This window comes from Achromobacter sp. MYb9, assembly GCF_002975275.1.
Taxonomy (GTDB): domain Bacteria; phylum Pseudomonadota; class Gammaproteobacteria; order Burkholderiales; family Burkholderiaceae_B; genus Achromobacter.
In genome coordinates this window covers 181773-201803 of record NZ_PCOQ01000009.1, presented here as the reverse complement: position 1 = coordinate 201803, position 20031 = coordinate 181773, and the positions used below count along the sequence as shown (strand labels likewise).

General features: G+C 63.7%; 16 protein-coding genes. 7 read left to right on the top strand and 9 right to left on the bottom strand.

Annotated features, from left to right (window positions below):
• Positions 1–183: 183 nt before the first annotated feature.
• From CQ050_RS15755 to CQ050_RS15735, 5 genes are all read left to right on the top strand, one after another.
• The gene (locus CQ050_RS15755) at positions 184–1329 is read left to right on the top strand and encodes an MFS transporter (RefSeq protein ID WP_199196831.1); all 1146 of its coding nucleotides are present in this window, start codon (positions 184–186) and stop codon (positions 1327–1329) included.
• Positions 1330–1443: 114 nt separating this feature from the next.
• A complete protein-coding gene (locus CQ050_RS15750; RefSeq protein ID WP_105557760.1) occupies positions 1444–2745 on the top strand; it encodes a UDP-N-acetylglucosamine 1-carboxyvinyltransferase in 1302 nt (433 codons plus the stop codon).
• A 139-nt stretch (positions 2746–2884) separates the two neighbouring features.
• Positions 2885–3829 carry a hypothetical protein gene (locus CQ050_RS15745; RefSeq protein ID WP_105557759.1) on the top strand — a complete coding sequence of 315 codons (945 nt, stop codon included), beginning with the start codon at positions 2885–2887 and terminating at the stop codon, positions 3827–3829.
• A gap of 119 nt (positions 3830–3948) precedes the next feature.
• Complete coding sequence (locus CQ050_RS15740; protein WP_105557758.1) at positions 3949–5691, top strand: hypothetical protein; 1743 nt, start codon at positions 3949–3951, stop codon at positions 5689–5691.
• 53 nt (positions 5692–5744) lie between these two features.
• Positions 5745–6743 carry a hypothetical protein gene (locus CQ050_RS15735; RefSeq protein WP_146121034.1) on the top strand — a complete coding sequence of 333 codons (999 nt, stop codon included), beginning with the start codon at positions 5745–5747 and terminating at the stop codon, positions 6741–6743.
• Between the two features lie 44 nt (positions 6744–6787).
• Here the strand turns inward: CQ050_RS15735 and CQ050_RS15730 are convergent, their stop codons facing one another.
• From CQ050_RS15730 to CQ050_RS15695, 8 genes are all read right to left on the bottom strand, one after another.
• Positions 6788–8077 (bottom strand): acyl-CoA thioester hydrolase/BAAT C-terminal domain-containing protein, encoded by a 1290-nt coding sequence (locus tag CQ050_RS15730; RefSeq protein ID WP_105557756.1) that lies wholly within the window; start codon positions 8075–8077, stop codon positions 6788–6790.
• Between the two features lie 9 nt (positions 8078–8086).
• Entirely contained in the window at positions 8087–9073 is a 987-nt protein-coding gene (locus CQ050_RS15725; RefSeq protein ID WP_105557755.1) for a tripartite tricarboxylate transporter substrate binding protein, read from the bottom strand.
• A gap of 122 nt (positions 9074–9195) precedes the next feature.
• Positions 9196–10857: a TRAP transporter large permease subunit gene (locus CQ050_RS15720; protein WP_105557754.1), complete on the bottom strand. Its 1662-nt coding sequence runs from the start codon at positions 10855–10857 to the stop codon at positions 9196–9198.
• 2 nt (positions 10858–10859) lie between these two features.
• Positions 10860–11522 (bottom strand): TRAP transporter small permease subunit, encoded by a 663-nt coding sequence (locus CQ050_RS15715; RefSeq protein WP_105557753.1) that lies wholly within the window; start codon positions 11520–11522, stop codon positions 10860–10862.
• A 126-nt stretch (positions 11523–11648) separates the two neighbouring features.
• Positions 11649–12740, bottom strand: a complete 1092-nt coding sequence (locus CQ050_RS15710; protein ID WP_105557752.1) for a TRAP transporter substrate-binding protein — start codon at positions 12738–12740, stop codon at positions 11649–11651.
• A 360-nt stretch (positions 12741–13100) separates the two neighbouring features.
• Positions 13101–13658: a DUF1415 domain-containing protein gene (locus tag CQ050_RS15705; RefSeq protein WP_105557751.1), complete on the bottom strand. Its 558-nt coding sequence runs from the start codon at positions 13656–13658 to the stop codon at positions 13101–13103.
• Complete coding sequence (locus CQ050_RS15700) at positions 13655–15124, bottom strand: M20 family metallopeptidase (RefSeq protein WP_105557750.1); 1470 nt, start codon at positions 15122–15124, stop codon at positions 13655–13657. Before CQ050_RS15700 ends, CQ050_RS15705 begins: the two co-directional genes overlap by 4 nt.
• Before the next feature lie 122 nt (positions 15125–15246).
• Positions 15247–16164: a LysR family transcriptional regulator gene (locus CQ050_RS15695; RefSeq protein ID WP_105557749.1), complete on the bottom strand. Its 918-nt coding sequence runs from the start codon at positions 16162–16164 to the stop codon at positions 15247–15249.
• A 128-nt stretch (positions 16165–16292) separates the two neighbouring features.
• On the opposite strand from CQ050_RS15695, the gene CQ050_RS15690 reads away from it, so the two are divergent.
• Positions 16293–17249 (top strand): alpha/beta fold hydrolase, encoded by a 957-nt coding sequence (locus tag CQ050_RS15690; protein WP_105557748.1) that lies wholly within the window; start codon positions 16293–16295, stop codon positions 17247–17249.
• 19 nt (positions 17250–17268) lie between these two features.
• Positions 17269–18258 (top strand): tripartite tricarboxylate transporter substrate binding protein BugE, encoded by a 990-nt coding sequence (locus CQ050_RS15685; RefSeq protein WP_105557747.1) that lies wholly within the window; start codon positions 17269–17271, stop codon positions 18256–18258.
• Between the two features lie 103 nt (positions 18259–18361).
• On the opposite strand, the gene CQ050_RS15680 is transcribed toward CQ050_RS15685, so the two are convergent.
• The gene (locus CQ050_RS15680) at positions 18362–19990 is read right to left on the bottom strand and encodes a methyl-accepting chemotaxis protein (protein WP_105557746.1); all 1629 of its coding nucleotides are present in this window, start codon (positions 19988–19990) and stop codon (positions 18362–18364) included.
• Between the last annotated feature and the right edge of the window lie 41 nt (positions 19991–20031).

The following is a 20031-nucleotide window of genomic DNA, read 5'->3' as shown; positions in this document are numbered from 1 at the left end:
CCGCCTACATTTATACCGATCGATATATATGTAGGACAAAGCCTCGGCCTTTTTCCCAGGCGCTGCCCGTCCGTATCGGCCCCGATTCATCTTCCAAAGGATTTTTGCGTGAGCCATTCCTCTCTTCAGGCCGGAAAGCCTGCGTCCGATCGTCTGCCGGTATCCGGACTGCTGGCGCTGGCCATGACGGGCTTTATCTGCATCGTCACCGAAACCCTGCCAGCCGGCCTGTTACCGCAGATCAGCCGCGGCCTGGACGTCAGCGCGTCGATGGCGGGCCAGATGGTCACGGCCTATGCGTTGGGCTCGTTGCTGGCGGCCATTCCACTCACCATCGCCACCCGCGGATGGCGACGCCGCAACGTGCTGCTGCTGACCATCGTCGGTTTCCTGGTCTTCAATTCCGCCACGGCGCTGTCGTCCCATTACTGGCTGACCTTGGTGGCACGTTTCTTCGCCGGCATGGCCGCCGGGCTGGCCTGGAGCCTGCTGGCGGGTTATGCCCGCCGCATGGTCGCCCCCTATCAGCAAGGCCAGGCGATGGCGCTTGCCATGGTGGGCACACCCGTGGCCTTGTCGTTGGGCGTGCCGCTGGGCACGCTGCTAGGGTCCGCGGTGGGCTGGCGCGCCGCCTTCTGGATCATGTCCGGGCTGACGCTGGTCCTGATTGCGTGGGTGCTGGCCAAAGTCCCCGACTACCCCGGCCAGTCCGCCCACGAACGGATGCCCTTGCGCCGCGTATTCACGACTCCCGGCGTGCGGCGCGTGCTGGCCGTCGTCATCACATGGATGCTGGCCCACAACATTCTCTACACCTATATCGCGCCGTTCGTGGCGCCGGCCGGTCTGGGTGCCCGGGTGGACCTTGTGCTGTTCATTTTCGGCCTGGCCGCGCTGGCCGGCATCTGGATCACCGGCAAGCTGGTGGACCATCACTTGCGCTCGACGGTACTGGCCAGCCTGGCGGCGTTTGGCGTCACGGCGCTGGCGTTCGGCATGGCGCCAGCGAATCCGGCAGTGATCTACGTGGGGGTCGCCGTATGGGGAATCAGCTTCGGCGGTGCGGCCACGCTGTTGCAAACGGCCCTGGCCGACACGGCCGGAAGCGGCGCCGACGTGGCGTTGTCGATGAATGTGGTCGCCTGGAACGGGGCAATCGCCGGGGCGGGCGTGGCGGGTGGCATGCTGCTTGACGCTTGGGGCCCGGGCGCCTTCCCTTGGGCCTTGCTCATCCTGGCGGGCATTGCGTTCCTGATCGCGCTGTCGGGCCACGCTTACGCGTTCCGGCCGGGGTTGCGCACGGCGGGCGCGGTCGCCGTCGGACATTAAGCCGCGCACGCAGTTTGAAACGTTTGAAATAATACGTCCCCCAATGCGAGCGACGCGACGCCGGTACAATTCCGGCGCTGTCCTTTCTTATTCACTCCCGGCCGCCCTCTTCCCATGTCCAACCTCATCGTCCACGGTGGCACGCCCCTGCGCGGCCGCGTCATCCCTTCCGCCAATAAAAACGCCGTGCTTCCCATCTTGTGCGCCACGCTGCTGACCAATCAGCCGCTGAAGCTGCACGGGGTACCGGACATCACGGACGTGCGCAAGATCCTGGACATCTTCCGCACGCTGGGCAGCGAGGTCCGGCTGGACGAAACGACCCGCACGCTGGATCTGCATCACCAGCACACCACGTTCGATGCCAAGGCCCATCGCCTGCCCGAAGAGATGCGCTCGTCCATCATGCTGGTGCCGCCGCTGCTGGCCCGCTTTGGCGTGGCGCGGTTGGAAGACAACGTGAAGGGCTGCACGCTGGGCGTGCGCGAGATCGATCCGCATGTGGAGATCTTCCGTTCGTTCGGCGGCCAGGTCGAGCGCGCCAGCGGCTCGCTGCTGGTCCGCAGTAGCGGCGCGCTCAAGCCCACGCACCATTGGCTGGACTACGCGTCGGTCACCACGACCGAGAACTTCGTGCTGTGCGCGGCCGCGGCTGATGGCGAATCTTCGCTGACCAATGCCGCATCCGAACCGCACGTGCAGGAGTTCTGCCGCTTCATGGCGATGATGGGCGCCGATATCGACGGCATCGGCACGTCCCGCCTGACGGTCCGGGGCGGCAAGCCGCTGGCCGGCGGCGAGTTCACGTTTGAAGAAGATTTCCACGAGATCACGACCTTCCTGGCGCTGGGCGCGATCACGGGTGGCGACGTGGTGGTGCGCAATCGCACGCCGGGCAATTTCCCGCTGATCGACCGCACGTTCGCCAAGTTCGGCGTGCAGATCGAGCACAAGGACGGCTGGTCACGTGCGCTGCGCGCCGGGCCGCTGAAGGTGCAGACGCCCTTCACCAGCAACGTGCTGACCAAGGTCGAAGCAGCGCCGTGGCCGTACTTTCCGGTGGACCTGTTGCCGATCTTCATCGCGCTGGGCGTATGCGCCGAGGGCAACGCGATGTTCTGGAACAAGGTCTACGACGGCGCGCTGGGCTGGACGGGCGAATTGTCGAAGTTCGGCGCGCACGTGTTTTCGTCCGACCCGCATCGGGTCGTGACGTTTGGCGGCAATCCGCTGACGCCGGCCGTGGTCGAAAGCCCCTACATCATCCGCGTGGCCATCGCCTTGTTCATGGTGGCCAGCAGCATCAAGGGCCGCTCTGAAATCCGCAACGCCACGCCGATCCGCCGGGCGCATCCGCAGTTTGTTGAAAACCTGCGCAGCCTGGGCGTGCAGGTGGAATGGACCAGCGAAGAGTAAGACGGCGGCGCATCCCCGCTCTTTTTCGACCATCACATAAAAAGCACCAATTCCAGTGATGTTCAGGCTCCCCCCGGAAGAATAGTCTGCCGCAGGTCAGACCACGCCCCGACCCAGCAGGGGCATTCCGGGAGGCGGCATGCAGAATCTGTCCCATTCGAACGGCGTCCAGCACCTGGACATCGGCGTTCGCGCGATCCAGCGAGACTACGACGCGCTGATACGGCATCTGAAAGCAAACGATGTGGTTGCCGCGCAGACGACGATCCGCGCGCTCAAGCACAACATCGACGCCATGAAATCGCTGAGCGGCTTTGCAAAAGAAGCCGCCCTGGCGACTCAGGGAGCGATCGTGTACATGATCAAGGGGCTGATCGATCTGATGACGGAGACCGAATCCAACATCCGATCGTTGACGGCGCAACAGGACGACGTTCTAGCCAATCAAAGCACCTTGAAGAAGGCCCTCGAAGACAAGCAAAAGGCGCTTGATCTCGTAGCGGCGAAAATAAAAAAGGCCAAGGACGAACTCGCCGAGAAAGAACGCGAGAAGGCCGCCCAGCGCAATTCCAACATTCCGATCTGGAAATGGCTAAAACGGGCCTTCTATGCCGCATTGGACGCGATCAATACCGCCATCGAAGCAATCAAGAAAGCCCTGAATCTGGCCCACGACCAGCAGAAAACGCTTGAACGGGAGCTGGCGGACCTGGCGCAGGACCAAGCGAAATTGCAAGCCGCCATGGCGAAGCTCAAGGCCCGGAATCAAGCGCTGCAGGCCGAACTGGATCAGTTGAAGCCGGTCAAGCGTTCCCTTGTCGACCTCAAGAAATACATGGAAACCCAACTCGTGTTTTTCAACGACGTTGCGAACTTCTACGTCCTGGCGGCCAACCGTTGCGACAGCGTCAACTACGACATTGCCGACATCGACGAGATCATTGTGCTGCTTGGCGACAGCAATCCCGTCATCGACTACTTCGAAGACACCCGCATCGAGCGATTGTCTCTACTGGATGCCGTGATCCGATTCGACCAGATGGTCGTATCCGCATACCAGGCACTTGAGGCCCATCCGGCCTGATCGCCTTTCCCACACGTTTACCTCCCACGCAATGCCGCCGACTCGCGCCGCGAAACGGCGGCCCCGCGTCCGCAATCAGTGTTTTCTTGAACCTTCAGCGCAAACTACGGAGAAGCAACATGGCTGCCGAATATGAAATCCTCATCGTTGAAAACCGCGAATACATCCTCAACGAACGTCCGTCGGCCGTCGACGTATTGGTTCAGCAGAAGCAGAAGGAAATCCTGGGCAACCTGCGCCTGGACACCGTCATCAACAATCTGGACCTGTGCGTGGACATGTACCGGCTGGCTTATATCGGCGCCACCGCGGCCAACGCCGGCGTCGTCAAGTCCAAGGTCATAGACCTGCAAAGCGAATTCGGCAAGATATGCGTGCTGGCCAATGAAACGATGCTGACCCTCAAGGACAGTTGCCAGCAAACCTTGAAGCTGCTGGACGCAGCCTATGCCTACCTGATCCAGGGCAGCGACGGCGTGGCCCTGGCCAAATTGGCGCGCTGCGCGGATCAGGCCAAGAGAATGTCGGCGGCTGCGGCAAAATTGTCCGACCAGTTCCTGGACCTGCAAGGAAAATCCGCCGAGGCAAAAAGCGAAGCGGCGTTGGCCCACGCTTCCGAAGAAGAAAAGCGGCGGCACGCCCATCAGGAAATGGTGAAACTGAACGCTGAACTGAAGGGTTGCGAAACCAGCATAGGGAACCTTGTCAAGGAACTCGAAAAGGTCAACGCTGACCAGGCGAAGGCCGAAAAGGAGTTGTCGGCCGACAAGAAGCGGGGCTTTGTCCTTGGCATCATTTCGTTGGTAAGTGGCGTGGCGGCAGCAGGCTTGCAGACGTATGCGCAGACACGCAATCCGCTATCGGTGCTTGTTGCGCAGAATCAGACCGGCACCCTGGACAACGCCGAACTCAAGCAGATAACCGAAAAATGGGAAGCGGCAAAGAAGGAGCGAGACGACGTCAACAAGAAGCTGAGCGATCTGACCCGCAAGCTGGATTGCGCCAAAGAGACCATCGCCTTGAGCCAGAAGGAAATCGACGATCTGAAAGCGCAGCCTGACGGCGAGACCGCAGAGGGCAAGGACGACGCTGCGAAGAAGACCGGCCGGGACAAGTCCATTGCGGACAAGCAGGCGATCATTCAAGCCGAAACCAAGAACGTCGCGCAGTTTGAGGCCGACATCAAAGACCTGAAAGCGCAGTCGGTCGCGGCGGGTGAAACGTATGCCGCCCTGGGCGCCTCTGCGCGGAAGCTGGCGGAAGGCACCGACAACATGGCCAAACAGTCATTCAGCGCTGCGGACCAGTCTCAGTCAAAACTCGAAAAGATCATCGACATCAAGCGTCAGGTCAATCAAGAACGTAACGATCTTGAGATAAAGATGGGCGGGATGGTCGGGCAATTGGCAGCCACGCAGGTCGTCGGCGCCAATGCCGAGGTCGCGGTCAAGGCGTTGCAGGTGGCGATGTTCGCCATCAGCCAAGTCATCGTGGCGCTGAATGATGCGGCCATGTTCTGGCGGCAGATTTCGACGGCGTGCGAGAACTTGCGCCAGGACAGCATGGACAAGCAGGTGATCGACCTGGAGTCGCTGTCCAAGGACGAGCGTATCGCGGAATACAAATCGCAAGTCTTCATGCTGTCATACCTGGAGCACATCTGCTCCTGGGCCGCGCTGCACGAGATCGCGCATCAATACACCATCAGCGTCGAGCAGTCTCGCACGCTAAACAATCAGCACATCAGCCATTCGATCGATGATCCGGAGCAAGCCGCGAAGATCGTCTCGACGTTGGCCAAATCGATCAACGACAAAATCATGCTGCAGGCCACCCAAAGCCTGGCCGTGCTGGAAGCCTGACGATCGCCCCCCTCTCGAATCAATCTCTACTCCATTGATCAAGGACGACCCGCATGCCTTCCCCATACCAAACAGTACAGTTCGTCGGTCACAGTTTGTGCTCGGCGCCAGAGCAGGATGCGCAAGGCAACCTGACTTATTTGGGCAATCCCAGCACCAACCAGGACTACACCCTGCGATGCGACGTCGTGGACCAGGCGATCCAACAGGCGGTACGGCAGGACAGTATCGACAACAACCCGAGGTGCCTGAAGATCTACATGATGCCGGAGTTCTTTTTCCGCGGTGTGAACGGGGCGTATCCGGTAGACCGGACATCGGCAGTCGTGTTGAAACTGCAGGAGCTGGTCCGAAAGCCGGAATACGAGGACTGGCTCTTTGTGTTCGGCACCATCCTTTCTCAAAGCATCGACACCGGGGTTGACCGATACCAGGCGTATAACCACTGCCTGGTCCAGAAAGGCGGCGCGGGGCCTGCCGAGGACGATGGACGCCTGATCATCAAGGAGTTCAAGTCCAACATCGACTTCATCGCTTGGCAGAGGCTTTCAGCCCGCAATGTTCCATTTCCGCTAATGGATGAGTGGACCGATCACCTGAGCCGGCTGCCGTCATCCATGGCCGGCATCCCCAGCAGCGAATGGCAGTTGCGCCACGACGACGGACACTGCATTTTTGTTCTGGACGGCCTGACGATCGGGGTCGAAATCTGCCTGGATCATCTGATGCAGAGAATCAAGAACTCCATGACGCCGCCGGCCCTGGACATCCAGCTGGTCACCTCGTGCGGCATGCAGTTGATGGACTCGGCGTTGAATCTGCGGGACGGCGGTTTGGCCTTTTGCACCGACGGTGCCGCGCTGGACGGCAGCACACACGCCGGGCGCCCGTACAAGACAGAGGTCAAAACCGTCACGAACGGCCAGATCCAAGCCATGACCGCGACCCATGGCGGCCCGGCCCAGCGGGTGCCGCTGGTCATTTCCGCCGCGGCCGCACTGTTCTTCGGCGGCGCAGGCAGCCTGGAAATCTACCCTGCCCTACCGCTTTAACCCCGAGGACAGGTCAATCAGGCCAGGCAGCGGGCAGTGGCGGCCTACCCCGCCGCCCTGCCCAGAAACTCCAGCACGGCCACGTAAGACCCTTCGTTGCCCGCAGCGTTCGCGGCAGGCGTGCCGCCCGCATCCAGCAGCAGCCCCGACATCGCGTGGGGCTTGCTGATCAATGTGGCCGGCAGGTAGGGATAGTGCACGTGGTGCCCCGCCCCCATGCAGACGTGATGAAACGTCGGCAGCCCGTGCGACTGGCGCTCCCGCATCACGATCTCGGAATAAGCGGTGCTGGGCCAGAAACCGTCGTCGGACGCGCTGACCAGCAGGACCGGGCCGGGATAGTTCTCCACCGGGATGCGAGCACGTTCGAACGCCGCGCTATCGCGGGTGGCGCTTAAGAATGCATGCGTCTGGCGGTAGGGCGGCTCGGACGCGTAGGCGGCTTCCCAGTCGGCGCTGGCGTTGTCCTGCCACAGGTGCGGCAACGGTTGGCCGCCCTGGGTCCAGACCTGGGCGTTGCGGCCGGTGCCCGGCGCGCCGGCGCTGACCACGCCATGCGTGACGGGCGACGGCACATAGGCGACGACCGCGCTGACCAGTTCGGGATAGTGCGACGCCACCAGCAGCGAGGTCTCGCCGCCCCGGCTGATGCCGGACAGCGCCACGAAGCCGTCGCGCGGCGCGAGTTCAGCGCGGGCCCACTGCAGCACATGCTGGAAATATTCCAGGGGCATGTCGTTCAAGTACTTGGGCCGCCCTTCGTAGTTGAAGATGGCCAGGGCCAGGCACTGGAATCCCCGGGCGGCGAAAAGCGCGGCGCGCGGCGCGTTGACGCCCCCCGACGAACCGTTCATGTAGATCACCAACGGATGCGGTCCGGGGCCCGCCGGCGTGTAGAGTTCGCCCGACACCGTCATGCCGTCCACCTGCTCGCGCACCGCGCGGTGGGTCACGCCCTCTTCCAGGAATTCCTGCACCAGCCGCGCCGAAGCGCTGCGCACGCCGTCGGTGGCGTCGATCTGGATGACCAGCGGTTCCGTGCGGTCAGGGGGAAAGACCACCCGGCTCATGTCTTCGCACACCATGGACCACACGATGCCCATGGCCGAGGGTTCGGCATAACTGCCCGAAACCGGGCTGTCGCGCCCCAGGTCCAGGCTGCCGTCGTGGCCTGCCATGAACACCGCTTGCGAACGCCATGGGGCGCCGCACATCTGCATGGTGGCCGTGACGGTGATGAAGGCATAGGCGGGAAAGCCGTCGATGCGGATCTCGCGCGAGACATCGATCAGGGCGAATTCGGGCGTGACGGTGATGCGGGCTTGTTCAATCACAGCGATTCCTCAGGCTTTCAGGTCGGTCTTGGGCACGCCGTTGGCCTTGATGACCTGGGCCCACATGGCGGATTCGTCGGCGATCACCTTGTCCAGGTCGGCGGAAGACGTGAACTCCACCGCCACGCCCTGCTCGGCGAATTGCTGGACCAGACCGGGGTCGCGCGTGCCTTCGCGCACGGCGTTCTCCAGCACTTTCACCACCGCCGCGGGCATGGCGGCGGGGCCCGAAATCATCATGCGCGTGTACAGCTCGAAGTCATCCACGCCCGCCTCCTTCATGGTGGGCACGTCGGGCAGGCTGGAGAGGCGCTTGTCGGCCGTTACGGCCAGCGCTTGCAGCTTGCCCGTCTTGATGTTGGCCAGCGCCGACGTGGGGAAATCGAAGGTGCTTTGCACGGTGCCCGCCATCAGGTCCAACAGCGCGGGACCGCTGCCCTTATAGGGCACGTCCTGGAATTGCGTGCCGGTCTTGGACTGGAAATGCAACAGCGCCAGATGGTTGATGACGCCCCGCCCGGCATGGGCGCAGGTCAGGTCGCCCGGTTTCTTCTTGGCCAGCGCGATGAATTCCTGCACGTTCTTCACGCCCAGCGCGGGATGCACGATCAGCAGCATGGGCGACTTGCCCATGGACCCCAATTGCTTGAAGTCCGACTGCTGGTACGGCAGGTTGTTGTACAGCAAGGGGTTCAGGATCATGCCGTTGGTGCCGGCGAACCCCAGCGTGTAGCCGTCCGGCTCGGCGCGCGCGACCGCCACCGTGGCAATGATCGCCTGGCCGCCCGGGCGGTTCTCGACGACCACGTTCTGCTTCAGCGTCTTGCTCATGCGCTCGGCCAGCGCGCGGGCGGCGATGTCCGTCAGCCCCCCGGGCGCAAAGCCCACCAGCAGCCTTACGGGCCGCGTTGGGAAGGTGCTTTGGGCCCAGACGGGACGGGACATCAGGGGCAACGCGGCAAGCGCGCCCAGGGCATGGCGGCGGTTCATTCGCATACGGGTCTCCTGGCAAGGAAACGGTATGTTGTATGCAATTCGGCTTGCCCGCCATTTAGGGATATCCCGCGCAAAAAAAAATGCCGGCAGCGCCGGCATTTTTTCTCTTCGGGATGGACGCGCTACTTGAACCCGGCTGCCGGGTCATCGCTGCCATAGGTACTGGTGCCATACGAGGTATCCACCTCGATCTTCACCTTGCTGGCGTCGACCTCGGCGGCATCGCTCTTGTAGTGCATGACCAGGCCCGGGAACGCCATGACGGCGGCCACCATCGCCAGCTGGATCACGATGAACGGGATCGAGCCGCGGTAGATCTGGCCCGTGGTCACGGGTTCGATCATCCTGCCGGTCACCTTGTCCTTATATCGGTCCTTGGGCGCCACCGACCTCAGGTAGAACAGCGCGAACCCGAATGGAGGATGCATGAACGATGTCTGCATGTTCACCGCCAGCAGGACGCCGAACCAGATCAGGTCGATCCCCAACTTGTCCGCCACCGGGCCCAGCAGCGGCACGATGATGAAGGCCAGTTCGAAGAAGTCCAGGAAGAACGCCAGCACGAACGTCAGGATGCTGACGGCGATCAGGAAGCCCATTTCGCCGCCCGGCAGGCTGACCAGCAGGTGTTCGACCCACAAGTCGCCATTGACGCCGCGGAAGGTCAGGCCGAACACCGTGGAGCCCACCAGGATGAACACCACGAAGGTGGACAGCTTGGTGGTGGTGTCCATGGCCTGCTTCATCAGGTTCAGCGTCAGGCGGCCACGGATCATGGCCATGACGATGGCGCCCACGGCCCCCATTGCGCCGCCCTCGGTCGGGGTGGCCACGCCGATGAAAATCGTGCCCAGCACCAGGAAGATCAGGAACAGCGGCGGGATCATCACAAACGTGACGCGCTCGGCCAGGGCCGAAAGCATGCCGATCTTGAAGACCTTATTGACGCCGGCGATGATGAAGGCGGTCAGCCCCCAGATCAGCAGCGACAGCACGATCTGCTCGTCCACCGGCGCCGTGTCGGCTTCGATGTACTGGCCGACGAAGTACGCCGACAGCGCCGAGATGATCATCAGCACCAGCAGCGAACGGCCGCCGCGCGTGCCGTTGCTTTCGCGAAACGAGCGCGCTTCCTCGGGCAATGCGGGCGCCGAGTCCGGCTTCAGGTATGACTTGATGATGACGAACACCACATACGTGCCCGCCAGCAGGAAGCCGGGCAGGATCGCGCCGCGGTACATGTCGCCGATGGAGCGGCCCAGCTGGTCGGCCAGGATGATCAGGACCAGCGACGGCGGGATGATCTGCGACAAGGTGCCCGACGCGGCGATGATGCCGCTGGCCAGCCTGCGGTCATAGCCGTAGCGCAGCATGATGGGCAGCGAGATCAAGCCCATCGAAATCACCGACGCCGACACGACGCCCGTGGTGGCAGCCAGCATCGCGCCCACGAACACCACCGCAATCGCCAGGCCGCCGCGCACGGTGCCGAACAGTTGGCCGATGGTCTCCAGCAGGTCTTCGGCCATGCCTGATCGTTCAAGCACCAGCCCCATCAAGGTGAAAAATGGCACCGCCAGCAATGTGTCGTTGGAGATAATGCCGAAAATGCGTTGCGGCAAGGCCTGGAACAAGGCCGCGTTCAACAGTCCCAGCTCAATGCCGACCAGCGCGAAAAGGATGCCGTTGGCCGCCAGCGCGAACGCCACGGGAAAGCCCATCAGCAAGAACACCACCAGCGTGGCGAACATGATGGGGGCCAGGTTTGCAGTCAGAAATTCCATGGTCAGCGTCCGTCCTGTCCGTTCTGGTCGCGGGCGCCGCCTGGGGCCTGCCCGCCTTGCGCCGCCAGGGCGCGTTCTTCGCGCAGCCGCGCTTCTTCCGCGATTTCCTGGGCCAACGCTTCCTCGGCCGAGATATCGGTGGCGCGCGCGCCCGGATCGGGGCACTTGCCCATCAGGAATCCCACGCACTTGATCAGGTGGGACAGCCCCGCCAGCACCAGCAGCGCGAAGCCGACCGGGATCAGCAGTTTCACCGGCCAGCGCACCAGGCCGCCCGTGTTGGACGACTGCTCGTTGCTTAGAAACGAATCGATGAACATCGGCCACGACAGATACGTGATCAGCAGGCAGGCGGGCATCAGGAAGAAGATGACGCCGAAGATGTCGATATAGATCTGCTTGCGGCGCGGCAGGCGCGAGGACAGCACGTCGACACGCACGTGCTCATTGCGCAGCAGCGTGTACCCGGCGGCCAAGAGGAAGATGGCGCCAAACAGGTACCACTGCAATTCAAGCCACGCGTTGGAACTGATTTGGAAAACCTTGCGGACGACGGCATTGCCGGCGCTGACCAGGACGACGACCAGCGTCAACCACGTCACGCACCGGCCGACCACCGTGTTGACCGCATCGATCAACCGGGATAGGGCTAGTAGGGCATTCATGTCGGATATCCGGACCCCGCGCGAGGGCATGGCGCGCGGTCAATGTGCAAATCGAGAGAGGAGAAAACCAGCAAGCGCGCGCGGATGCGGCACATCCGCGCGCGCCGGCACGATCAGGTCCGCCGCTTACTTGCGGTTGATCGTGCCCATGTAACTGTCGTAGCTGCCTTCGGCGACGCGGAACCAGGGCAGTTCGTTGTCGCGGAAGTTCTTCATGCTTTCGTAGACTTTCTTGAACACCGGGCTCTTGGCGCTCATTTCGTCGTACAGCTTGACCGATTCCGCGAAGCACGCATCCATGACGGGCTTGGGGAACGATTGCAGCTTGGCGCCCTGGGCGATCAGGCGGCGCAGCGCGGCCGGGTTCTCGGCATCGTACTTGGCGATCATGTCGTTGGTCGCCGCAGCCGATGCTTGCGCCAGGATGGCCTGGTATTGCTTGGGCAGCTTGTTGTAGGCGTCCTGGTTGACGTACAGGGACACTTGCAGCGTGCCTTCCCACCAGCCCGGGTAGTAGTAGTGCGGAGCCACCTTGTTGAAGCCCAGCTTTTCGTCGTCATAGGGGCCGATCCATTCGGCCGCGTCGATGGTGCCCTTTTCCAGCGCCGGGTAGATATCGCCGCCGGCGATCTGCTGCGGCACGACGCCCAGACGCGACAACACCGCGCCCGCGAAGGCGCTGACACGGAATTTCAGGCCCTTCAGGTCGTCGACGGTTTTGATTTCCTTGCGGAACCAGCCGCCCATTTGCGTGCCGGTGTAGCCGCAGGGGAAGTTGACGATGTTGTAGGTCTTGAAGACCTCGCGCAGCAACGACAGGCCGTCGCCGTGGCGCATCCACGAATTCATCTGGCGCGTGTTCAGGCCAAACGGAACGGCGGCGTCGAAGCTCAGGACCGGGTCCTTGCCGTAGTAGTAGTACGACGCGCTGTGGCCGCATTCGATCGTGCCGTTCTGCACGCCGTCCAGCACTTGCAAGGCCGGGACGATTTCGCCCGCCGGGAACACGCGGATGGAAAACTTGCCGCCCGTTGCCTCCGACACGTACTTGGCGACGCTTTCGCCGCCCGAAAAGATGGCATCGGCGCTACGCGGGAAACTGGACGCCAGGCGCCAGCTCAGCGTGGGGGCCTCTTGGGCGATGGCGGGCACCGCCAGGGTGGCGCCGCCTGCTGCGGCCCCCAAGGTGGCTTTCTTCAAAAACGAACGGCGTTGCATGCAAGTCTCCCAACTTTGGATAAAGTTTGTGCTGGTCCCGGGGCGATTTGGTGGAGCCCCTGGCGCGATCCAGTGGGTAACAAATGGTCGCGCTTTATGATTTTGGGGGCGATGCTATCGGCAAATTTATGCCGGGACGTAGCGGGAAAACCCTTGCCGTAAGTTTCGTGAAATCTTTCTCGTGGGTGTCGCTGGTATGACCAGCGCATGCCAGAAGCACCATCTGCTCTGCTTAAGAGACCCTATCAGCTGGCGTTCCGGGGGCCGGGTCGCCTGAATAAGCGGCCGCCCCTATATAACTAGAAAATATTTAGCACAGGGCCGCCGGCGCCGGGCAAGCGGCGGCCCCCCTGCCCGGCCTCAGGCCTTGGTCATCAACTTCTTCCAGCCTTCCAGACCCAGCTTGTTCATCGTCTCGATGTTCTTTTCGTAGATCTCGGAGGCGTCCGGGAAGGACTCCACTGCGCGATCGATGCTGTCTTCGCGCAGCAGGTGCAAGATGGGATATGGCGACCGGTTCGTGTAGTTCTCGATATCGTCCGGCTGCGTCTCGGCAAACTGGAACTGCGGGTGGAAGGTTGCCACCTGCAGCTCGCCCACCAGGCGCATGCGCTTGAGCAGGCGATCGGACAACTCTTCGAAATCGTTGAAATCCAGAAAGTCGTCCAGCGCGTCGGGAATGATCAGCAAGGTCGTGTCGACCTTTTCAGGGTCGGTCTCGGCCAGTAGCGCCAGTTCGTCCTGCAGGTCGGTCAACACCCCTTCGGCATCGGTGGCGTCGCTGACCGCAAAGCGGATCTGGTCTTTGACCTGAACCGCCTTGGCGAACGGACAGAGGTTCAGGCCGATCACGGCCTTGGTCAGCCAATCGCGGGTTTCGGCCACTACGTTGGCGTAAGCGTCGGAAGTGGAAATCATGCCGGCGTCGCCGCCATGGTCTGGGCGACGGCAGCCGTCAGCTTCTTGCCGTAAGGCACGTGCAGGAATTCATTAGGGCCGTGGGCGTTGGACTTGGGGCCCAACACGCCGCAGACCATGAACTGCGCCTTGGGGAAGCCCTTTTGCAGGATGCTCATCAGCGGAATCGTGCCGCCTTGACCGATGTAGCCGCACGGCTGGCCGTAATACTGCTGCGAGGCCGCGTCCAGGGCCTGGGTCAGCCACGGCACGGTAGCCGGGGCGTTCCAGCCGGTGGCGGCGCCGTCGTTGGCCTTGAAGATCACCTTGGCGTTGTAGGGCGCGTCGGCTTCCAGCAATTCCTTGATTTCCTGCGACGCGGCCACGGCGTCCACCAGCGGCGGCAGGCGCAGCGACAGCTTGAAGGCGGTGCGCGGGCGCAGCACGTTGCCGGCGCTGGACAGCGGCGGCAGGCCTTCCGCGCCGGTCACCGACAAGGTCGGGCGCCAGGTGCGGTTCAGCAGCGCCTGCTCGGGCTCGGTGGTCATCGGCAGCACGAAGCCGCCTTCGGCGCCGCAGCTCCAGGGGAAACGGCGCCAGACTTCGTCGCCCAGGATGCGCGCGGTGGCGGAAACCTGTTCGATGCGTTCGGCCGGGATCTCGCAGTGCAGGCTTTGCGGCAGCAGGCGGCCGGTGCCGCTGTCTTCCAGGCGGTCCAGCAGATGGCGCAGGATGCGGAACGACGACGGCACGACGCCGCTGGAGTCGCCCGAGTGCACGCCTTCATCCAGCACCTGGACTTCCAGCGTGCCGGACACCATGCCGCGCAGCGACGTCGTCATCCACAGCTGATCGTAGTTGCCGGCGCCCGAATCCAGGCACACCACCAGCGCCACATTGCCCAGGCGGTCGCGCAGCGCGTCCACATAGGGCAGCAGGTCGTAGCTGCCGGATTCTTCACAGGTCTCGACGATGCCCACGCAGCGTGGGCGGGGAATGCCCTGCTTGTCCAGCGCCATGATGGCGGTCAGCGAGGCGTATACGGCATAGCCGTCATCCGCGCCGCCACGGCCGTACAGCTTGCCGTCTTCGTACTTGGGGGTCCACGGCCCCAGGCCCGCCCGCCAGCCCGAGAATTCCGGCTGCTTGTCCAGGTGGCCATACAGCAGCACCGTGTCGCCGTTATCGCTGCGGGTGGCGGGCGCATCAAAGAAGATGACGGGCGTGCGGCCCGGCAGGCGCACCACTTCCAGCACCAGGCCAGACACCTTCTGCGCTTCGACCCACTGCGCTGCATCGCGCACCACGCGTTCAATGAACGCGTTCTTTTCCCAGTCGGCATCAAACGCCGGGCTCTTGGCCGGCACTGCGATGTAGTCGGTCAGGGCGGGGATGATCTCGTTGTCCCATTTGTCGTCGACAAATTCCTGGAGGGCCTTCGGGTCCAGGGTGGGCGGCAATGCGTCTTCGGGGATACGTGCGTTCATGGCGCGGGATCCTGTATGTGCGTGGTCGGGCGGGGATGGGGTAATCCGGCATTTTATGCCTGCGCGGGCCCGCTGGCACCTTTTGTCCCCGTTTGAAGTTCGCGGGCGTGAATTCGGTGTCGCTATCGGGCCGCGTACGCTTCGATCCGGCTCCATACCTGACGCGCCAGCGGTTTGGCGTTGTCGACCGACTGGTACAGCCGGATCTCCATATGGATGTCGTTGCGGGCGCTGTCGGCGCGCACCAGCGCGCCCGTTCGCAAGTCGGCTTCGATCAGCGTGTGCGGCAGCCAGGCCAGGCCGAAGCCCTGCCGCGCCATCGCGTGCAAGGCATCGGCCAAATCCGATTCATACATGGTGTGCAGCAGCGGCACCACGCAAAGCCCGCGCAGGCGGTCATGCAGGATGCGGCCCAGCGACATGCTGTCGGCGTACGCCAGGAACGGCACGGCGGGGTCCGAGGCCAGCTTGGGCACGGCATGGCGTGGATGGCGTCCGCCTGGCGACACCGGCGCACTGACTGCCACCAGCTTGTCGGCCCCGACGCGCCGGCACCGATATCCCGGATTGTCGATCTTGGCGTACAGCGGCTCGTGCGCGTGGCACAGCAGGAAATCCACCTCGCCATCCGCCAGCATGTCCACGCCGTAGTTCAGCGTGGTGGTGATGACCTTCAACTGGAACGCCGGCATGCCCTGCTGCACGCTGGCCATCACGCCCGGCAGCACGGAATGCGCCAGGGTCTTGCCCGACGCGATGGTGATCTTGCGATTGCGTTCCTGCTCGGGCTTTTGCAGCGCCTGGCGGGTGTCGCGCAGGATATCCAGCACGTCGATGGCGGCAGCCAGCATGCTGCGCCCGGCCGGGTTCAGGGTCGTGGCCTGATGGCCGCGCTCAACCAGCGGCACGCCCGCCCATTCCTCCAGCGCCTTGATGCGGCGTCCGAACGCCGGATGCGTCACGCTACGCGCCTCGGCCGCCTGGAACATGTTGCGCGACTTCGATAAGGCGACAAGGTCTTCCAGCCATTTGGTGTCCATATCTCTTCCAGAACGGGTACGGCGTGGGGTTCAACGCCTGTGCCGATCTGGCACAAGGGATGCTCATTTTGCACAACCCAGATACATCTGGCAACTAACATCCCGGCGTCCACTCCTTGGTAACGCCGATGTCCGACACCCCTGTCCTGCTCAAATCCCTCCGCAGTCATTTCCTGGGCGGCAGCGAAGCCGTGGCCGGCGGCGTGCCGATGCTGCAGAAAAAGGTGGTGGACAACGCGTCGCCCCGATTGATCGACATGAACGGCGGCTACAGCGTCGGGCAGCTCTACGTGCAGGAATACCGGTTGGCGCAACCGCGGCATCCCTACCCGGTGTTGCTATGGCATGGCGGCGGCATGACGGGCGCGCAATGGGAAAGCACGCCCGACGGACGCCAAGGCTGGCTGTGGCGCCTGCTGCAAGCCGGTTATGACGTGTTTGTCTCCGATGCGCCCGAACGCGGCCGCGCGTCATGGGCGATGTACCCGCAGGTCTATGACAGCGCGCCAATCTTCCGCTCAAAGGAAGAGGCGTGGCGCCTGTTCCGCATCGGCCCGGGCTCGGGCTACGCGCCTGCCGGCGAGCCACGCCAAGCCTATCCGGGGCAGCAATTCCCCACCGAATCCTTCGACACCTTCGCCAAACAGTTCGTGCCGCGCTGGCTCACCCATGGCGACATGGCGCTGGACGCCTACCGGCAGCTACTGGAACTGGCCGGCCCCTGCATCGTCTTCGGCCACAGCCAGGGTGGCGGTTTCGCCACCCTGCTGGCGCACGAATATGCCGCCACCGTGCGCGCCGTGGTCGCGCTGGAACCCACCGGCACCCCAGCCTGCGTGCCCTGCCAGTTGCCACCGCATCTGCTGGTGTGGGGCGACCACTTTCAGGCGGACGACACCTGGCTGCGCTACCGCGGCCAGACGGATGCCTATTGGCGCGCGCTACGCGCGGCCGGCGTTCGCACTCAGGTGCTGGACCTGCCCGCGGCGGGCATCGCCGGCAATTCCCATTTCTGCATGCTGGACCGCAATAGCGACCAGATAGCGGGATTGATCCTCGAATGGCTCGACCGCAGCCTCGACTAACCTTCACCTGGAGACACAGATGAATTTCAAGAAATCCACCATCGCGCTGGCGCTGCTGACCGGCGCCACGCTGGCCGCCGGCGCCGCTTCGGCGCAGCAAGCCGCGGACTACCCCTCCAAGCCCGTGCGCCTGATCGTGCCGTTCGCCCCGGGCGGCACCGCCGACATCATCGGCCGCGTCTTCGCCGCGCAATTGGGCACCGAACTGGGCGCCACCGTGGTCGTCGAGAACAAGGCGGGCGCAGGCGGGTCCATCGGCACCCGCTTCGTGGCCGACTCCGCCCCCGACGGCTACATCCTGCTGCTGGCGTCGTCCAGCACGCACGGCACCAACCCGGCCGTATACAAGTCGCTGACTTATGACGCCACGCAGGACTTCACCGCGATCACGCAACTGGTGACCGTGCCGGGCGTGCTGAGCGTCACGAAGGATTTCCCGGCGGCCGACCTGAACGCGCTGATCGCAACGTCCAAGGCGAATCCGGACCGCTACACCTACGCCTCGTCGGGCGCGGGCGGCCTGGGCAACCTGGCCATGGAATTGATGAAGTCGATGACGGGCGCCAAGCTCATGCACATCGCCTACCGCGGCGCGGGCCCTGCGTTCACCGACGTCATCAGCGGCCAGGTCTCGATGATCTGGGAACCGGTGCCGGCATCGCTGCCCTACATCAAGGGCGGACAGATCCGCCCCATCGCCATCGCCGCCGATACGCGTTCGCCCGAACTGCCCGACACGCCGACCTTCAAGGAAGCCGGCCTGGCGCGCTATGAGGCCAACGCGTGGAACGGCCTGCTGGCGCCCAAGGGTTTGCCGGAAGACGTGAAGAAGAAGCTGCACGACGCCTCGGTCAAGGCGCTGAACGCCCCGGACGTGAAGGCCAAGATGGCCAGCCTGGGCGGCACGGTCGTGGCGGGCACCTCGGACGCGTTCCAGCAAGTGATTGCCAGCGACGTGAAGAAATGGAAGAACGTGGCCGCCGACGCCAAGATTCAACTGGACCAGTAAGCAGGACGAAGCGGAGTAACGCATGTGCCCGATCCGGGCAGCGTGCTCCGCGGCCCCTGCGGCGATAAGACGGCCACCGGCAATGTGCCGATGGCCGTTGCCGTCAGGCGCCGATCAGCGCCGGTTCCTGGCCGCGTCCCAACGCGGGCGCATCGGCGTCGATCACCTGCCTGCCGGCTTGCAGCTTGAACACCGCCACGGCCTCGCGCAGCCGCTGCGCCTGCGTCTCCAGCGACGCCGCGGAGGCCGCGGCCTGCTCAACCAGCGCCGCGTTCTGCTGCGTCACGCTATCCATTTGCGACACGGCCTGATTCACCTGCTGGATGCCTTGCGACTGCTCTTCGGACGCGCTTGAGATCTCGTTGATGATGTCCGTCACGCGGCGCACCGACACGACGATCTCCTGCATGGTGGCGCCAGCGGCTTCCACCTGGTCCGATCCAATCGACACCTTCTGCACGGACTCGTCGATCAGACCCTTGATTTCCTTCGCCGCCTGACCGCTGCGTTGCGCCAGCGCGCGCACTTCGCTGGCCACCACGGCAAAGCCCTTGCCTTGCTCACCCGCGCGCGCCGCTTCCACCGCGGCGTTCAGCGCCAGGATGTTGGTCTGGAACGCGATGCCGTCGATCACGCCGACGATGTCGGCAATGCGTTTGGAGCTGTCGGCGATGCCGCGCATCGTGCCCACCACGTCGCCCACCGCCCTGCCGCCCCGCGTGGCCACTTCCGAGGCCGCCGTGGCCAATTGCGATGCGCTGCGCGAACTGTCCGCATTGTTCTTCACGGTGGACGACAGTTCGTCCATGCTGGCCGCGGTTTCCTCCAGTGAGGCCGCCTGCTGCTCGGTGCGGGAAGACAGGTCGATGTTGCCCGCCGCGATTTCGCGCGAACCGGTGTGGATCTCTTCCACGCCCAATCGCACGGCCGATACCGTGCGGGCCAGGCTGTCCTGCATGCGCTTGACCGCGGCATACAACACGCCGATCTCGTTGTTGCCACGCTGCTCGATGCGGTTGCTGAGGTCGCCCGCGGCGATGCGGTCGAACAAACGGCCGGCGTCGTGCATGGGACGGAACACCGAGCGCGCGAAAATCACGTACAGGCTGACCACCAGCACGGCCACCACCGCCAGCAGACAGACAAGCAGCACGATCGCCCCGTTGATGCGCGCGGACGTGTCGCGCGCAACGCGCTGGCCCACTTCGTCGGCATAGTCCACATACTTCTGGATGGCCTGCGTGAACGCGATGCCCAGCGGCGTGACCTTTTCAAGGTTCAACCGGCTGGCGTCCTGCGGCTTGCCGGCACGGATGGCGGCCACCATGGGCGCGATGGCATCCCGCTGGTAGACGTCATAGGCAGCCAGCGCGGCGGTGAACAAGGGCTTGCCCTCGGCGGACGTCTCGGGCTGCTTGCGGGCGATATCGACCAGGTCGGACGCCTTTTTGGTGTAGCCGTCCAGCCGCTGCATGCTGGCCAGGCTGTCGATGCTCTTGCCTTCCAGCAGCGCGCTTTGCGCCGCCAGCAGCACCAGGCGCGCGCGCAGCAATTCAGCAGCCGCCGCGTCCACGGCGTTGGCGCGGACCAGGTTGGTGTCCAGCAGCAGCTCAATGGACGTGCGGTTGGACGTCAGTTGCTGATACACGGCGACGCCGGTTACCAGGAAGAGCGCAAAGAAGACGCCCAGGGCGGACGTGAGGATTGCTCGGATACTTAAATTCTTGAACATGAAAGGCCACTCCGGAGTTGCATAACGCTTGTCCGGTTAAC

Coding starts and splice junctions, on each gene's coding strand:
- CQ050_RS15750 (WP_105557760.1), top strand. CDS start 1,444: ATGTCCAACCTCATCGTCCACGGTGGCACGCCCCTGCGCGGCCGCGTC.
- CQ050_RS15715 (WP_105557753.1), bottom strand. CDS start 11,522: ATGAATGCCCTACTAGCCCTATCCCGGTTGATCGATGCGGTCAACACG.
- CQ050_RS15745 (WP_105557759.1), top strand. CDS start 2,885: ATGCAGAATCTGTCCCATTCGAACGGCGTCCAGCACCTGGACATCGGC.
- CQ050_RS15710 (WP_105557752.1), bottom strand. CDS start 12,740: ATGCAACGCCGTTCGTTTTTGAAGAAAGCCACCTTGGGGGCCGCAGCA.
- CQ050_RS15725 (WP_105557755.1), bottom strand. CDS start 9,073: ATGCGAATGAACCGCCGCCATGCCCTGGGCGCGCTTGCCGCGTTGCCC.
- CQ050_RS15705 (WP_105557751.1), bottom strand. CDS start 13,658: ATGATTTCCACTTCCGACGCTTACGCCAACGTAGTGGCCGAAACCCGC.
- CQ050_RS15700 (WP_105557750.1), bottom strand. CDS start 15,124: ATGAACGCACGTATCCCCGAAGACGCATTGCCGCCCACCCTGGACCCG.
- CQ050_RS15735 (WP_146121034.1), top strand. CDS start 5,745: ATGCCTTCCCCATACCAAACAGTACAGTTCGTCGGTCACAGTTTGTGC.
- CQ050_RS15740 (WP_105557758.1), top strand. CDS start 3,949: ATGGCTGCCGAATATGAAATCCTCATCGTTGAAAACCGCGAATACATC.
- CQ050_RS15690 (WP_105557748.1), top strand. CDS start 16,293: ATGTCCGACACCCCTGTCCTGCTCAAATCCCTCCGCAGTCATTTCCTG.
- CQ050_RS15755 (WP_199196831.1), top strand. CDS start 184: ATGACGGGCTTTATCTGCATCGTCACCGAAACCCTGCCAGCCGGCCTG.
- CQ050_RS15680 (WP_105557746.1), bottom strand. CDS start 19,990: ATGTTCAAGAATTTAAGTATCCGAGCAATCCTCACGTCCGCCCTGGGC.
- CQ050_RS15720 (WP_105557754.1), bottom strand. CDS start 10,857: ATGGAATTTCTGACTGCAAACCTGGCCCCCATCATGTTCGCCACGCTG.
- CQ050_RS15695 (WP_105557749.1), bottom strand. CDS start 16,164: ATGGACACCAAATGGCTGGAAGACCTTGTCGCCTTATCGAAGTCGCGC.
- CQ050_RS15685 (WP_105557747.1), top strand. CDS start 17,269: ATGAATTTCAAGAAATCCACCATCGCGCTGGCGCTGCTGACCGGCGCC.